We start from the raw sequence: 15,478 nt of genomic DNA, 5'->3' as shown, positions 1-15,478 counted from the left end.
CCGTCACGGCGAGAGGACCGCCAGGAGGTGGGAGACCTCGCGGGCCACGGCCGCGCGGGCCGGGGTCAGGTACGCGCGGGGGTCGACCGTCGTGGGGTGCTCGGCGAGGTGGGCGCGGACGGCCTCGGTGAAGGCCTTGTTCAGGTGGGTGGAGACGTTCACCTTGGTCATGCCCGCCGCGATCGCCGCGGTGAGGTGCGGGTCCGAGACGCCCGAGGAGCCGTGCAGGACGAGCGGGGTGTCGACGGCCGCACGCAGCCGGGCGATCAGGTCGAAGTCGAGGACGGCGTCCCGGGTCACCATCTGGTGGGCGCTGCCGACCGCGACCGCGAGGGCGTCGACGCCGGTGGCGGCGACGAAGGCACGCGCCTCCTCGGGGTCCGTGCGCACGCCCGGGGTGTGGGCGCCGCCCTTGCCGCCGACCTCGCCGAGTTCGGCCTCGACCCAGACGCCGTGGCTGTGGCAGTACTCCACGACCTCACGGGTGGCGGCGACGTTCTCCGCGTACGGGAGCTTGGAGGCGTCGAACATGACCGAGCCCAGGCCGAGGGCGACGGCCTCGCGGACGAGGTCGGGGTTCTCGGCGTGGTCGAGGTGGACGGCGACGGGGGTCTTGGCGGCGCGGGCGACGGCCAGGGAGGCGAGCGCGACCGGTTCCAGTGCGCCGTGGTAGCGGACGGTGTTCTCGCTGATCTGGAGGACGACCGGACGGTCGACGTCCTCGGCGCCGGCCACGATGGCCTGGGCGTGTTCGAGCTGGAGGACGTTGAACGCCCCCACCCCGGTGCCCGCGGCACGCGCGCGGCGGACGATCTCGTCGGTGGGCGTCAGCGGCATGGTGTCTCTCCCGGACGGTGAGCGGGGGCGGGGCGGCGGTCAGGCATGGACGTCGGTGAGGACGACGGAACGGGTCAGGTTGCGGGGGGTGTCCGGGTTGAGCCCCTGGGCCTCGGCGACGGCGACGGCGAGCCGCTGGGCGCGGACGAGCTCGGCGAGCGGGTCGAGGTCGCTCTCGGCGAGGGTGCCGCCGACCTTGCGCACCTCGTCCGCGAGTCCCGCGGGCAGGGTGCCGAAGCCCCAGGTCACCCGGCCGGGGCCGGTGATGCTGATCGGGCCGTGGCGGTACTCCATGGCCGGGTACGCCTCCGTCCAGGCACCGGCCGCCTCGCGCATCTTCAGGCCCGCTTCCAGGGCGAGTCCGTACGTCCAGCCGGTGCCGAGGAAGGTGAACTGCTCCGCCGTGCGCACGCTCTCGTCGAGCGGGGAGGCGAGGGCCTGCTCGGCGTCGCGGGCGGCGTCCTCGACGGTGGCGAGCCCCTCCGGCAGGGCGTCCTCGGCCTCCAGGTGCGCGCGGAACAGGGCGAGCACGGTGGTCGCGAAGCGGGTCTGGACGACGGACTCCTCGTCGGCGAAGTCGAGGACGGCGACCTCGTCGGCGAGGTCCATCACCGGGGTCGTGGGGTCCGCCGTGATCGCGCCGGTGGGGACCGTGCCGCGCAGCCGGGACAGGACGGCGAGGACCTCGCTGGTGGTGCCGGAGCGGGTGATGGCCACGACCCGGTCGTAGCGGCGGCCGTAGGGGAACTCGGAGGCGGCGAAGGCGTCGGTCTCGCCGTGGCCGCCGGATTCGCGCAGCTCCGCGTAGGCGAGGGCCATGAACCAGGAGGTGCCGCAGCCGATCACCGCGACCCGCTCACCGCGTCGGGGCAGGGCCGTGACGTGCTGGGGCAGGGTGCGGGCCGCCTGGCGCCAGGTCGCCGGCTGGGAGGCGATCTCCACGGCGGTGCGGGTGGTGGTCATGTCGGTCTCCTTGCAAGAAGGGTGCGCGATAATGATGGAAGATGCTTGAAGATGGGCTCATTCAATCAGAAAGATGCATCCTCTTTCCAGATCCCACGCCCGTCGGCGGCTAGAATCGGACGCGCGCACGAGCGGGGTGGTCATGCGGTCGTGACCCCGGTGGAGGGAGGGACCCATGTCCAAGCACGAGCGGTGGAACACGCTCCTGGAGCTGCTCGCGGCCTCGGGGAAGCTGGAGGTCGAGGAGGCGGCGTCCGCGCTCGACGTCTCCGCGGCCACGATCCGCCGGGACCTCGACGAGCTGGCCGAGCAGCAGCTGTTGGTGCGGACGCGGGGCGGGGCGGTCGCGCACGGCGTCTCGTACGAGCTGCCGCTGCGGTACAAGTCGACGCGGCACGCTCCGGAGAAGCGGCGGATCGCGGAGGCCGTGGCGGATCTGATCGCGCCCGGCGAGGTCGTCGGACTCAACGGGGGAACGACGACGACGGAGGTCGCGCGGGCGCTCGCACTGCGGTTCGCGAGCGGTCGCGCCGAGACCCCGGGAGCCGCCGCGGCGGGGCCCGCGCTGACCGTGGTGACCAACGCGCTCAACATCGCGGGCGAGCTGGCGGTGCGCCCACAGATCAAGATCGTCACCACGGGGGGCGTCGCCCGTCCCCAGACCTACGAGCTGGTGGGCCCGCTGACGGTCGGGGTGCTCAACGAGGTCGTGCTCGACGTGGTGGTGCTCGGTGTCGACGGGGTCGACGCCGAACTGGGCGTGATGGCGCACCAGGAGGACGAGGCGAGCATCAGCCGGCTCTTCGCGGAGCGGGCGAGCCGGGTCGTCGTGGTGACCGACTCCTCGAAGATGGGCCGCAGGGCGTTCGCGCGGATCTGCGGCCTGGACCGGATCGACACGCTCGTGACCGACACCGGCATCACCCCGGAGGCGGTGGCGCAGCTCACCGAGGCCGGGGTGAAGGTCCTCACCGTCTGACGCCCCACCCCTCGCCCGGCACCTGTCCATTGGCTCGACATCCGACTCATTGGTCTGATGTCGAACCAATCCCGGGCTCGGCTTCTCAGGTCCTGCGGGTATTCATCGAGTAATTACCGCACGGCTGTATACCTTTAAGCTCCCCTCCTCCATCATGTCTCCGACGTGCCGCTGGGGCACACCGTGACAGGAGGGGCGGGGCATGATTCCCATCAGCCGCAGGGGGTTCGTCGGGATCGGCGCGGGGCTCATGGCGGGAGCCGCGCTCCCGCCGGTCCGGGCGTCCGCCGCCGCGAGCACCGCGACCGGCACCCTCGCCGACGTCCGGCACGTGGTGATCCTCATGCAGGAGAACCGCAGTTTCGACCACTACTTCGGCACCCTGAAGGGCGTACGGGGCTTCGGCGACCGCGCCGCCGGCAACCTGCCCGGCGGCTGGGGCATGTTCAACCAGCCCAACTGGGGCGGCCGCCAGTACCCCTGGAAGCTCAGCGCCACCCCGCCGGCCGGCGGTGTCGACGGCGAGACCCTCGCGCAGTGCAACGGCGACCTGCCGCACAGCTGGACCTCGCAGCACGCCGCCTGGAACAAGGGACGCCTCGACAACTGGGTCACGGGCGTGGGCAACACCCGGACGCTCGGTCACCTCGACCGCGGGGACATCCCGTTCCACTACGCGCTCGCCGACCACTACACGATCTGCGACGCGTACTTCTGCTCGACGCTGAGCGCCACGGGCCCCAACCGCACGTTCCTGTGGAGCGGGAAGATCGACGGCTCCAGCAAGGACGGCGGCGACGAGTCGGGCCTCACCTGGGAGACGTACGCCGAGGCGCTCCAGCGCGCCGGCGTGAGCTGGAAGGTCTACCAGAACGCCCAGGACAACTACGGCGACAACGGCCTCGCGTACTTCAAGAAGTTCACCGACGCACGGCCCGGGGATCCGCTGTACGACCGGGGCATGGGCTCGGTCCCGAAGGCGACCGGCTCGACGCCGGACGACATCGCCGCGGCGATCCGCGCCGACGTCGTCGCGGGGACCCTGCCGCAGGTGTCGTGGGTGGTCGCGAACGAGGCCTTCTCGGAGCACCCTTACGCCCCTCCGGGGGACGGCGCCCACTTCGTCGATCTCGTCTACCGCGCGCTGGCCGCCGATGCCGAGGTGTTCGACTCCACGGTGCTGTTCCTCAACTACGACGAGAACGACGGCTTCTTCGACCACGTGCCGCCGCCGGTCGCACCTCCGGGCACCGCGGGCGAGTACCTCGACGGCGTGCCGATCGGCCTGGGCTTCCGCGTCCCGATGATTGTCATGTCCCCGTGGACCCGGGGCGGGTGGGTGAGCTCCGAGGTCTTCGACCACACGTCGGTGCTGCGCTTCATGGAGAGCTGGACGACGGCCCTCGGCACGCCGGCCACCTGCCCCAACATCAGCGCCTGGCGGCGGAAGGTCACCGGCGATCTGACCGGGGTCTTCGACTTCGCCCACCCGGTGTACGGAGTGCCCGCCGGCCTTCCGTCCACGGCGAAGGTGATCGGGCAGGCCACCTGCGGCCCGCTGCCGAACCCGGCACCGCAGAACAACGCGCTGCCCGCCCAGGAGTCCGGTACCCGGCCGGCGCGCGCCCTGCCGTACCAGGTGAACGGCAACCTCGACCGCTTCGAGTTCGGCGCGGCGGGCAAGATCCTCGCCTGGTTCTCCATGACCAACCAGGGCGCGGAGGCCAAGCGGTCGGCGCACTTCTCGATCCACCCGCACCAGTACCGGGACACCGCCGCCTGGCAGTACACCGTCGACCCCGGCGGCACGGCCACCGACTACTTCAACATCGGCCTCGGCTCGGGGTCGGGGAAGTACGACATCTCGATGATGGGCCCGAACCGTTTCCTGCGCCGCTTCATCGGGGACGCCTCCAAGGCCGGCAAGGACGTCGAGGTGGCGGCCCGGTTCGCGCCCGAGGCGGGGACGGGCAAGACGGCCCTGTGGTTCAAGATGACCAACACCTCGGCCGGGCCCGTCACCTTCACGATCCGCTCGAACGCCTACCGCTCGGACGGTCCGTGGACCTACACGGTGCCGGCGAACTCCAGCCGCGAGGACTTCTTCAACGCGGTGGCGTACAACGGCGGCTGGTACGACTTCACGATCCTCGCCGACATCGACGGGAGCTGGTCGCGCCGGTACACCGGCCACATCGAGACCGGAGCCCCGAGCGTCAGCGGCTGATCCCCTCCCCCGCGTGCCGGGCAGCGACCTTCCGGTCCGCCGCTGCCCGGCACCGGGCGGCGGGGCCTCAGCGGCCGGCGTGCGCGGCGCGGCGGACCGTGGCGTCGAGGAGCGCCACCGCGTCGGCTCCGGTGCGGCCGGGGGCCCGGTTCCACGGCCCGATCAGTCCCTGCCACCCGCGCGACCGCAGTTCGGTCATGATCCAGGCGGCCGCCTCGTTCATGGTGTCGGCGCTGCCGTAGCCGAGCCGGTGGGCGGCGAGGAGGGCCCCGCAGACACACCGGGCGCCCCGCACGTCACGCAGCTTGTACGGGGCGTTCTGCCAGCCCCACTCCGTCAGCACCAGGCGCGCGTAGCCAAGGTGGACCGAGGGGCGGAGCTCGGTCTGGCCGATGCGGCGCCAGGTGTGCAGCCGGTCCGGCAGCACGGCTCCGAGCCGTCCCGGGATGCGGCGCTCGGTGGGGAGCTCCGGGGGCAGGGCGGCCAGGGCGTCGGCCACGAGCCGGTCCACCGGCACGCTGAGCAGCGCCCGCCAGCCCTCCTCCGCCGGCGGCGACTCCTGGGGGGCGTTCCAGTCCGTGACGATCCGCTGCCAGGTGGCGCTCTCGAAGAGGGCGGCCGCCTCGCGGTCGAGGGCGTCGGGGCTGAGCAGGGAGGTGGAGGGCGGCATAGGGGTGTCTCCTGAGTCGACTCCCTCCATCTTTCAAGATGGAATGTCGGTTTTGCTACTTTTGCCCTCACTCGGAGAGTCGCCACCTTCACATCACCCCTCCCTTTCTCTGCGAACACCCCACCACGCGAATTACCACCCTATTTACCTACAAAAGGAATTACATACCAAATAGGACATTGCGCTTCGAGTGACACGACTCACTCACGCGGCTCGACGGTCCGACGGCGACCTCCCCCACCCCGTACCGGGCAAGGAAGTTCACCCCTTCCCCGACGGCATCGATCTTGAATTAACCGAATTCTGTGATCCATTTCCGGATATCAGAGACCCCTTCCCCTTGTTATCGGTCGCATTACTGGCCTACGGTCACCTCCATTCGAGCGGAACGCCCAATCCTGCCGCCGCTCGGCAAACCTCCCTTTTCACCCGACGGCAGGAGCGGGGGACCCACGAATACGCCGGCCCGGAATCCGGAACGGCTCGGGGTGAAGCCGCGTGCGCGCGGCCGGACATCTCCCGTCCGAACCCGACAGCTCACCCCGCAGGCGCCGGAGAGGAAACCGCCATGCCTGCACACGGTAAGCACCGCCGCCCCCGCCGCAGCCCCGTCTCCCGAGGCCTCGCCCTGGTCGGCACGGGTGGTGCCGCGCTCACCCTGCCGCTCGTCGCCCCGGCCGTCGCCGGCGCCGCGCCCGTGTCCGGCGCCCCGGAGATCGCGGCCCAGTCCCTCGCCGCTCCCGCCGCGCAGGCCGCCGCCAAGGCCCCCGCCGCCCCGGCCGCCGCGCGCACGTACACCGTCGTGAGTGGTGACTCGCTTTCCCTGATCGCCCACAAGAAGGGAATTCAGGGGGGCTGGAAGAGCCTTTACCGTGCCAACAAGAGCGTCGTGGGTGACGACCCGTCACTCATTCACCCCGGCCTCGAACTGACGATTCGTCGGGATTCCGCCAAGGCCGCCCCCACGCAGGCGAAGGCGAAGAAGTCCGCCACGACCGAACGGGCGAGCCGCTCCGAGCGCCGGCCGGCCGCTCCCGCCGTCGCCACCGGTAAGGGCGCCTCCGCAGCGCAGGCCGTCCCGGCCGTCGCCGCCGCACCCGCCGCCGGCAAGGCCGCCCCGGTCGCCGCCACGAACTACGCCGACAACCTCGACGGCTGGATCCGGGAGTCCCTGGCCATCATGGGCCAGCACGGCATCCCCGGCTCCTACGACGGGATCTTCCGCAACGTCATGCGCGAGTCGTCCGGAAACCCCCAGGCCATCAACCTCTGGGACTCCAACGCGGTCGCCGGCACCCCCTCCAAGGGCCTGCTCCAGGTCATCGAGCCGACCTTCCTCGCCTACCACGTGCCCGGCACCTCCATGGACCTGTTCGACCCGGTCGCCAACATCACCGCCGCCTGCAACTACGCGGCCGACCGCTACGGCTCCATCGACAACGTCAACTCGGCGTACTGACCCTCTGACGCCGGAAGTGCTCGGCGAACCAGGAGGTGGCGAGGTCCGCCACCTCCTCCAGGGCGCCCGGCTCCTCGAAGAGGTGGCCGGCGCCCCTCACCACGGCGAGCCGGTTCTCGCAGCGCAGCAGGGCCTGGGCCCGCCGGTTGAGGTCCAGGACCATCGCGTCCGCGCCGCCCACCACCAGGAGCGTCGAGGCGCGCACCCGGGCCAGGCGCTCGGCCGCGAGGTCCGGCCGGCCGCCACGCGAGACGACGGCGCTCACAGGTGACGCGGGGTCGGCGGCCGCCCACAGCGCGGCGGCCGCGCCCGTGCTCGCGCCGAAGTACCCGAGCGGGAGTCCGGTGCTCTCGGGCCTCCCGGCCAGCCACTCCGTGGCCCCGGCGAGGCGCCCGGCGAGGAGCGGGGTGTCGAAGACACGCTCCCGGTCCTCCGCCTCCGCCTCGCTCAGCAGGTCGAAGAGGAGGGTCCCGAGGCCCGCCCGGTTGAGCACCCCGGCGACCTCCCGGTTCCGGGGGCTGTGGCGGCTGCTGCCGCTGCCGTGGGCGAACAGGACGATGCCGCCGGCGCCCTCGGGCACCGCGAGCCGTCCGCCGAGGGTGATGCCGGAGACCGGGATCCGCACGTCCGCGCCCTGCGCGACGGGGTCCCGCGCGGCTTTGCTCCGGTCCAGGCAGGCGATGACCTCGGCGTCCGGGGTCTGCGAGAAGTCCTGGTAGAACTGCCCGATCGCGAAGAAGAGGTCCGGCGTGTGCACGCTGACGGTCTCGTCGGCATCGTCGCCGACGCGGGTCGTCCAGCCCCGTGGTGCCACCGGGACGGCGAGGACGATCCGGGCGGCGCCCCGGGCCCGGACCACCCGGCAGGCCGCCAGCGCCGTGGCTCCCGTCGCCAGCCCGTCGTCGACCACGACGACCGTCCGCCCGGCGAGGGACACGGAGGACCTGCTGCCCCGGTAGCGGCGGGCGCGCTGGTCCAGCTCGGCGTGCTCACGCTCCTCCACCGCGGCGAGGTCGTGGTCGCCCACACGGGTCTCGCGGAGCACCCGCTCGTTGAGCACCCGCACGCCTCCCTCCCCGAGCGCCCCCATCGCGAGCTCCGGCTGGTGCGGCACACCGAGCTTCCGTACGAGACAGATGTCGAGCGGCGCGCCGAGGGCGTCGGCGACCTCCGCCGCCACCGGCACACCGCCCCGCGGAAGCCCGAGGACCACGACGTCATGGCCCTTGAGGTGGTCGAGCCGGGCGGCGAGCTGCCGCCCCGCGTCGGTGCGATCGCTGAAGAACATGGTCCGCCGCCCTTCCGCCGGTGCGCGGCTCGGGCGCGGGGAGGAACGGAGTGCTCCGTCCCCTGCCCGTCCCTCCAGGGTAGACGCGTCGTCCTCGTCGGCGGGGCGCCCCGGGCGGCGGCCCCGCGCGGGCGGCCCCGGCTCGGTCAGCGGGACTGCAGGGCGTCGAGGGCCACGGTCTGGGCTATGGCGAGCCGTCGGTCGAGCTCGGGGTCGGCTATGCCGAGCACGTACCGGTCCCGGATGCCGAAGAGCTTGTCGACGGACATGACGGGCCGCCCGCCCTCGGCGAAGTCGAAGTGGTACGGCACGACGAACGGCACGAGGTCCACGAAGGGCAGGAAGTCCCAGGCCCGCCGCAGCAGCGCCACCGCCTGGTTCCGCTCCTGTCCGGTGGCCTCCCCCTCCTCGCCGTCCCGGCTCAGGTGCCAGGTGCTCCGCAGCAAGGACGCGCCGAAGTCCTTCCGGAAGCTCCCCAGTCGGGTGCCGGATGCGCCGACCACGTCGTACGTCGCGCCGAGGTCGATGACCTGACGGGCCTTGAAGGTGAAGAGGACCTGACGCCGCGACTCGTCGGTGTAGAAGGTGACGTGCTCCTTCAGCGCCATCCTCTTCTGGTGGGCGAAGGCGACGAGTTCGCCCTCCTTGCCGTCCGGTCCGACGGTGTGCACCAGGTAGCGGTTGGCCATGGGCGTCACCTTCTGCCGTACGAGGAAACGGTGCTGCGACTGTGCGAGGCCCATCGGTCGTGCTCCTGCCGGTCGTGGACGGTCCCTCGAAGACCACCCCCTGAGGTCGTGAGCACGATGATCCGTTGCCGAGGGGCCCCGCCGCTGTCCTCGAAAGTCGTCGATTCCGTCGACCTTCGGATGAGGCCGGAAGCCGAGGTCGAGGACCTCAGGCCCCGAGGAAGGCCTCGATGGCCTCGGCGAGGGCCTGGGGGGTCTCCTCGGGGGCGTAGTGACCGGCGTCCTTGAGGACTTCGAGCCGCGCGTTGGGATACCAGCGCAGCCAGGTGGCCTCCATCGCCTCGGACCCGAGCGCGGGGTCGTGGGCGCCGACGACGAGCAGGACGGGGGTGGGATTGTCGCGGATCCGCTCGTGGAAGTCGGTGCGGGACCAGGAGTCCAGATAGGCACGGAAGGCCGTCGCGGAGGAGCGGGTGACGGAACGGTCGACGAGTGCGCCCAGCCACGCGTCGTCGTAGCGCCCGCCAGTGGTGTTGTCGATGATCGCGCGCCGGTTGGCCGGCTCGTCGGCGGCTCCGGCGAAGAGCTCCCAGGTCTCCCCGTCCAGCGGGAAGCCGGCGGCGGAGACCGGAGAGACGCCGATGATCGAGCTGATCCGGTCGGGGGCGTCGAGCAGCATCAGCTGCGCCGCCTTGCCGCCCATCGAGTGGCCGATGACGGAGAACGAGTCCCAGCCGAGGTCGTCGGCGACCGCGAGGGCGTCGGCCGCGACCTCCTCCATGGTGTACGCGCCCGCGTGGTCGAGGGCGTCGCCGTAGCCCCGGCAGTCGACGAAGGCGTACGTGCCGAGGCCGCCGTCCAGATGGGCGCGCAGCGGGGCGAAGCTGGTGCGGTCGCCGAACCAGTTGTGCAGCACGAGGGCCCTCCCGGGACCCTCGCCGTGTACGTCGTACGGAAGAACCTGCCCCGTCATCGTGCCCCCTGCTCGCGAGCTCGTGCGCCGCGCGCCGACGGCGGCGGTCGACGACCGAGTGTGACGGTGCGGACGCGTGGGGTCAACACCATCGGGCGGGGCGCGCGGGAGCGCGCCGGATCCGGGACGGGGAGGCGCCTCGGAGGTCCGGGCCAGGAGGCACTTCGCCGGGGCCGGGACGAGGAGGCACCTCGACGGATCCGGTTCCGGACACCGGGCCGGGGGCACTTTCACCTCCGTCCGGGTACAGGCCCGGGCGCTTTCGCGTCCCTCCGGGGTACGGGCCCGGGTGCTTTCGCGTCCCACCGGGTACAGGCCCGGGCGCTTTCGCGTCCCTCCGGGTACAGGCCCGGGTGCTTTCACCTCCGTCCGGGTACGGGCCGCAGGTGCTTTCGCCCTCGTCCGGGGTACGGGCCCGGGTGCTTTCGCGTCCCTCCGGGAACGGGGGGATCCTGGCTGTGTGACCTCGCACGGCGCGTCCGGCCCCGGCCCGGCGGGCGGCACCGGGAGTCCGTCCGGGAACGGAGCCGACAACGGGCCTGCTTCCCACGCGCTCACATGGGCCCTCGCGGAGACTGCCCTCGCGGCGGTGGAGGAGGTCGGCGGTTACGCGGGCGGGGTCTACCTGCGCTCAGGGACCCCGGGGTTGCTGCGGCTCGCCGTCCTGGTGGGGCTGCCGGGGCCGCTCTTCCGGCCGTGGTGGCGGATGCACACGAACCGGCCGTTCCCCGTGGCGGAGGTGCACCGCTCGGGCCAGGCCGTCCACCTCCCCGACGTCGAGGAGGCCATGCGGCGCTTCCCCCAGCTGGTGGCGAGCCTGCCGTTCCCGTTCGCCTCGCTGTACGCGCCGGTGATCGCGGGCCGCGAGCGCTTCGGCGTGCTCGTGGCGCTGCGGGCGCCGAGCCCGGGGGTGCCGGTGGACGCGCGGGACCGGAGCCGGATGACCGGGGGCGCGCTCCGCCTCGGTGAGGCCCTGGCCGATCTGGCCCGGCAGGGGACGGAGGTCGAGTGGCCCGGGGATCCGGTGTGCGTACAGCTGCCCACCGGTTCGGGGCCGCCGGTCCGGTTCGGCTCCTTCGCCTGGGACATGGACACGGGCACGGTCACGCTGGACGAAGGGCTCCTCGCCGTCCTCGGAGCGGGTGTCTCCTCGCCCTGTTCGATCGAGATGCTGACGTCCCTCCTCGACCCCGAGGACGGGTACGCGCTGTGGGCGGCGGCCCGGCAGGCGACGGGGGCGGGCGGGCGGCCGTCGGTCCGCAGGATCCGGCTGAGGGGGCCGGACGGCGGCCTCCACCTGCTCGAGGTGTCCGCGCGTGCGCGGCGGACCGTGCCGGGGACGGGAGTCACCGGCGGCGGCCTGCTCGAGGGGACGCTGGTGGACCTCGGTACGGGGCTGGTCGGCTCGGACGCCACGGACCGCCTGCCACGGGCCATCCTGGCCGTCGACCGGCTCGGCCGCGTCACCTACCTCAACGAGCGGACGGAGCACCTGCTGGGACGGCCGCGCGGGGCGCTGGCGGGGCGGCCGCTGTGGGAGGCGCTGCCCTGGTTCGCTCATCCCTTCCACGAGGAGCAGTTGCGCGCCGCCCTGCTCTCCGGCGAACCGGTGCGCTTCCTGGCCCGTCCGGAGCGGGGCCGGTGGCTGACGGTGTCGCTCCACCCGGGCCGGGACGGGGTGACGATGGTGCTGATCCCGGAAGAGGATCCGGCGCCCCTCGCCCCGGCGGCGAGCGAGCGGCGGACGGACGACGCCCTGCCGGCACCGGGCAACGCCCTGTCGAGGCCGAACGACGTCCTCTCGGCGCCGGGCGACCGGGCGGCGGCGCTGTACCGGCCGGTGGCCCTGGCGATCGCGCTCTCCGAGGCGGTGACGGCCCGGCAGGTGTCGGCGGTGGTGACGGAGGAGTTGCTGCCGGCCTTCGGCGGACGGCAGTTGGCGATCTACCTGCTGAGCGACCGGCGGCTCTATCTGGCCTGGGAGACGGGGTTCCCGCCGGGTTTCCTCGAACCCTTCGACGGCGTGGCCCTGGACTCCCGGCTGCCGGGCGTGGAGACCCTGACGACCGGCAGGCCGCTCTTCTTCGAGTCCATGGAGCAGTTGGGACTGGCGTATCCGGATCTCCCGATGGACGCGCACTCGGGTGCGCGGGCCTTCCTTCCCCTGATCGCCTCGGGCCGGCCGGTGGGCTCCTGCATCCTCGGCTTCGACTCGCCGCGCGGCTTCAGCCCGGAGGAGCGGACCGTCCTCACGGCGCTCGCGGGGCTGATCGCGCAGGCCCTGGAGCGGGCCCAGCGGTACGACACGGAGTCGGCGGTCGCGCGGGGGTTGCAGGACGCGCTGCTCCCGCACCGGCTGCCGGTGCGGGAGGGGGTGGAGACGGTGGGCCGTTATCTGCCGGGCACGCAGGGCATGGACGTGGGCGGCGACTGGTACGACGTGATCGAGACCGGACAGGGGCGGCTCGCCCTGGTGATCGGCGACGTGCAGGGGCACGGTGTGGCGGCCGCGGCCACCATGGGGCAGCTGCGCAGTGCCGTCCGGGCGTTCGCGCTGGGGGGACATCGGCCGCAGGACGTGATGCGCGGCACCAACCGGCTCCTGATCGATCTGGATCCGGGGCAGTTCGCGAGCTGCTGCTACGTACTGCTCGATCCGGAGACGGGCGACATGCGGGCGGTGCGGGCGGGGCATCCGCAGCCGCTGCTGCGGCGGCCGGACGGTACGGCGCAGCCGGTGGAGCTGGCGGGCGGGATGGTCCTGGGGGTCGATGACCGGGCGTCGTATCCGGTGACGCGGTTGCGGCTGGCTCCGGGGGCGGTCCTCGCGCTGTTCACGGACGGTCTGGTGGAGCGGCCGGGCCAGGACATCGACGAGGGGATCGGGCGGCTGAGCCGCGCCTTCGCCGCGACGGGCGCACTGCCGCTCGCGGAGACGGCCGACCGGCTGATCCGGGAGGCCAGGGCCGCCACGTCCCGCCCGGACGACATCGCGTTGCTGCTCGCGGCACGGTGGACGGACAGCGGCTGAGACGATCGCGCGGGTGTCACCCGGTCGGGCCCGTGACGCTGGTCGGGGACCGTGTGGCCGGGGAGGCTGGGGGTGCCGTGCCGATCAGGCCGGACGAGTCAGGGCAGCAGCCCGAGGAGGACACGTGCAGCAGGACAAGCAGCCGGATTACCGCCCCGTGGTGTTCCGTGACCGCTCGGCGGGGTACGCGTTTCTGACCCGGTCCACCGCGACCAGCGACCGGACCATCGAGTGGGACGACGGCGAGACGTACCCCGTGATCGACGTCGAGATCTCGTCCGAGAGCCATCCGTTCTACACGGGCAAGGCGCGGACCGTGGACTCCGAGGGCCGGATCGCCCAGTTCGAGCGCCGCTACGGCGAGGAGAAGTGAGGCCGTCGAGAACCCGTCCGTGAAACTGGCCAGGAGGTGGCCGGTTCGCCTTCCAGGATGAGGTCACGAAGACGGCGGGGCGCTCGCGCTCCGCCGGGGACTCCCTGGAGGGGACAGCTGTGATCGTGGTGACCGGAGCGACCGGAAACGTCGGGCGACCGCTGGTGGAGATGCTGGCCGCGGCCGGCGAGGAGGTCACGGCGGTGAGCCGCCGTCCGGCCGAGGGGCTGCCCGCCGGTGTGACGCACCGGCGGGGCGACCTGGCCGATGTCGACGGACTCAAGGGGCTGTTCGAGGGTGCGGAGGCCGTGTACCTGCTCGTCGCGGGTCTCGGGGACGAGCTGCGGCCGCGCGAGATCGTGGCGGCGGCGGTGGCCTGCGGGGTGCGGCGGATCGTGTTCCAGTCCTCGCAGCTGGTGGGGACGCGGACCGATTCGGTGTCGCACGAGATCCTGCGCGCGTTCGAGGCGGCGGTACGGGAGTCGGGCGTCGAGTGGACGGTGCTGCGGCCCGGCGGCTTCGCGTCCAATGCCTTCCTCTGGGCCGAGCAGGTGCGCTCGGCGCGTACCGTCGCGGCTCCGTTCGCCGATGTGGCGCTGCCGGTGGTGGATCCGGCGGACATCGCCGGGGTCGCGGCCGCCGCGCTGCGCGACCCGGCGCACGCCGGACGGACGTACGTCCTGACGGGGCCGGTCGCGGTCTCGCCGCGCGAGCAGGTGCGGGCGCTGGCCGACGCTCTGGACGCGCCGGTGGAGTTCGTGGCGCAGAGCGCGGACGAGGCCCGGTCGCAGCTGGTCCGGTTCCTGCCGGAGGAGGCCGTCGACGGGATGCTGTCGGTGATGGGCGAGCCCCGCGCGGACGAGCAGCGGGTGAGTCCCGATGTGGAGCACGTGCTCGGGCGCGCACCCCGGCCCTTCTCGGCATGGGCGGTGCGGAACGCGCCGGCCTTCGCCTGAGGCCCCGGGGCGAGGAGGCACGGCGGGGCGGGGACACGCGTCCGATGGACCGCGTTCCCCGCCCCGGCCGGGTGGGCGAGCGAGGGCGCCGGGCTCTCCGCTCAGCCCGAGAGGCGATGCGGCTCCGGAGGGACTATGCGCTCCGGGGAGACGATTCGCCTCGAAGAGGCGATTCAGCCCGAAGAGGCGATCAGGCCTGCTTCACGATGCCGGACTCGGCGACCTCGATCTTCGCCTTGGTGGCGCCGGAGGCGGAGCCGAGGGCCTCGATCTTCTTGACCAGGTCCTGGCCCTCGACGACCTCGCCGAAGACGACGTGCTTGCCGTCGAGCCAGTCGGTGACGATCGTGGTGATGAAGAACTGCGAGCCGTTGGTGTTGCGGCCGGCGTTCGCCATCGACAGCAGGAACGGACGGTCGTGCTTCAGCTTGAAGTTCTCGTCCGGGAACTTCTCGCCCCAGATGCTCTTGCCGCCGGTGCCGTTGCCGTTGGTGAAGTCGCCACCCTGCAGCATGAAGTTCGGGATGACGCGGTGGAACGGGGAGCCGGCGTAGCCGAAGCCCTTCTCGCCGGTGGCGAGCGTGCGGAAGTTCTCCGCCGTCTTGGGGACGACGTCGTCGAACAGCTTGAAGGTGATGCGGCCCGCGGGCTTGCCGTCGATGTTGATCTCGAAGTAAACGTTCTCGTTGCTCATGGGGACATCCTGTCATTACTCACGCACGGCGCGCGCACGGGCCGCCTCCTCCCGGGTCACGGCGTGCCGGTGCCCCGCGCTCCGTCCGGAACGCGGGGCACCGGCCGTCACCTGGGACGGGGCGTCAGAGCAGCCCGCCGCCCTGCTGGTTCTGGAGGGCGCCCTCGGCGCCCTGGACGGTCTCGTGGAGGACGGTGGCGGTCTGGTCGTCCTGGAGGATGCCCGTCGTGCCGGCCAGCGGGTTCTCGGCGGCGCTGGCCTGCGGCGGCGGGGTGACGATGGCGGTGACGACGCCTGCGGCGAGGGAGGCGATGGCGAGCATGCTGCGCTTCTTCATGG

At 72.5% G+C, this 15,478-nt stretch carries 14 protein-coding genes and 1 riboswitch; of the genes, 6 read left to right on the top strand and 8 right to left on the bottom strand.

Going from position 1 to position 15,478, the window contains the following annotated elements:
* Positions 1–3: 3 nt before the first annotated feature.
* Both BLW86_RS37100 and BLW86_RS37095 read right to left on the bottom strand, forming a co-directional pair.
* Positions 4–837, bottom strand: a complete 834-nt coding sequence (locus tag BLW86_RS37100; RefSeq protein WP_093878085.1) for a class II fructose-bisphosphate aldolase — start codon at positions 835–837, stop codon at positions 4–6.
* Positions 838–876: 39 nt separating this feature from the next.
* Complete coding sequence (locus BLW86_RS37095) at positions 877–1,800, bottom strand: SIS domain-containing protein (RefSeq protein WP_093878084.1); 924 nt, start codon at positions 1,798–1,800, stop codon at positions 877–879.
* A gap of 175 nt (positions 1,801–1,975) precedes the next feature.
* Here BLW86_RS37095 and BLW86_RS37090 point away from each other — a divergent pair, with 175 nt between their 5' ends.
* Positions 1,976–2,779, top strand: a complete 804-nt coding sequence (locus BLW86_RS37090; RefSeq protein ID WP_093878083.1) for a DeoR/GlpR family DNA-binding transcription regulator — start codon at positions 1,976–1,978, stop codon at positions 2,777–2,779.
* A gap of 202 nt (positions 2,780–2,981) precedes the next feature.
* Entirely contained in the window at positions 2,982–5,006 is a 2,025-nt protein-coding gene (locus BLW86_RS37085; RefSeq protein ID WP_093878082.1) for a phosphocholine-specific phospholipase C, read from the top strand.
* A gap of 67 nt (positions 5,007–5,073) precedes the next feature.
* On the opposite strand, the gene BLW86_RS37080 is transcribed toward BLW86_RS37085, so the two are convergent.
* Entirely contained in the window at positions 5,074–5,676 is a 603-nt protein-coding gene (locus tag BLW86_RS37080) for a DUF6197 family protein (protein WP_093878081.1), read from the bottom strand.
* 379 nt (positions 5,677–6,055) lie between these two features.
* A riboswitch (cyclic di-AMP (ydaO/yuaA leader) is annotated at positions 6,056–6,240 on the top strand.
* Positions 6,241–6,244: 4 nt separating this feature from the next.
* Between BLW86_RS37080 and BLW86_RS37075 the strand changes: the two genes are divergently transcribed.
* Positions 6,245–7,135, top strand: coding sequence for a LysM peptidoglycan-binding domain-containing protein (locus BLW86_RS37075; protein ID WP_093878080.1), 891 nt, complete (start codon positions 6,245–6,247; stop codon positions 7,133–7,135).
* Here BLW86_RS37075 and BLW86_RS37070 read toward each other — a convergent pair.
* From BLW86_RS37070 to BLW86_RS37060, 3 genes are all read right to left on the bottom strand, one after another.
* Positions 7,119–8,423, bottom strand: a complete 1,305-nt coding sequence (locus tag BLW86_RS37070) for a phosphoribosyltransferase family protein (protein WP_093878079.1) — start codon at positions 8,421–8,423, stop codon at positions 7,119–7,121. The genes BLW86_RS37075 and BLW86_RS37070 overlap by 17 nt on opposite strands.
* 146 nt (positions 8,424–8,569) lie before the next feature.
* The gene (locus BLW86_RS37065) at positions 8,570–9,166 is read right to left on the bottom strand and encodes an LURP-one-related family protein (protein WP_093878078.1); all 597 of its coding nucleotides are present in this window, start codon (positions 9,164–9,166) and stop codon (positions 8,570–8,572) included.
* 154 nt (positions 9,167–9,320) lie between these two features.
* Complete coding sequence (locus BLW86_RS37060; protein ID WP_093878077.1) at positions 9,321–10,085, bottom strand: alpha/beta fold hydrolase; 765 nt, start codon at positions 10,083–10,085, stop codon at positions 9,321–9,323.
* A gap of 460 nt (positions 10,086–10,545) precedes the next feature.
* On the opposite strand from BLW86_RS37060, the gene BLW86_RS37055 reads away from it, so the two are divergent.
* The 3 genes from BLW86_RS37055 to BLW86_RS37045 all read left to right on the top strand — a co-directional run bounded on the left by BLW86_RS37055 (position 10,546) and on the right by BLW86_RS37045 (position 14,445).
* Entirely contained in the window at positions 10,546–13,116 is a 2,571-nt protein-coding gene (locus tag BLW86_RS37055; RefSeq protein WP_093878076.1) for a SpoIIE family protein phosphatase, read from the top strand.
* Positions 13,117–13,240: 124 nt separating this feature from the next.
* Entirely contained in the window at positions 13,241–13,489 is a 249-nt protein-coding gene (locus BLW86_RS37050; RefSeq protein WP_093878075.1) for a type B 50S ribosomal protein L31, read from the top strand.
* Between the two features lie 119 nt (positions 13,490–13,608).
* On the top strand, positions 13,609–14,445 hold the full coding sequence (locus BLW86_RS37045; RefSeq protein WP_093878074.1) for an SDR family oxidoreductase: 837 nt from the start codon (positions 13,609–13,611) through the stop codon (positions 14,443–14,445).
* Between the two features lie 190 nt (positions 14,446–14,635).
* Here the strand turns inward: BLW86_RS37045 and BLW86_RS37040 are convergent, their stop codons facing one another.
* Complete coding sequence (locus BLW86_RS37040; protein ID WP_093878073.1) at positions 14,636–15,139, bottom strand: peptidylprolyl isomerase; 504 nt, start codon at positions 15,137–15,139, stop codon at positions 14,636–14,638.
* 124 nt (positions 15,140–15,263) lie between these two features.
* On the bottom strand, positions 15,264–15,476 hold the full coding sequence (locus BLW86_RS37035) for a hypothetical protein (RefSeq protein WP_177181863.1): 213 nt from the start codon (positions 15,474–15,476) through the stop codon (positions 15,264–15,266).
* Positions 15,477–15,478: the final 2 nt, after the last annotated feature.

This window comes from Streptomyces sp. TLI_105 (genome assembly GCF_900105415.1).
GTDB lineage: Bacteria > Actinomycetota > Actinomycetes > Streptomycetales > Streptomycetaceae > Streptomyces.
Note: the sequence above shows the minus strand (reverse complement) of the source record. Positions and strands in the feature narration are given on the sequence as shown.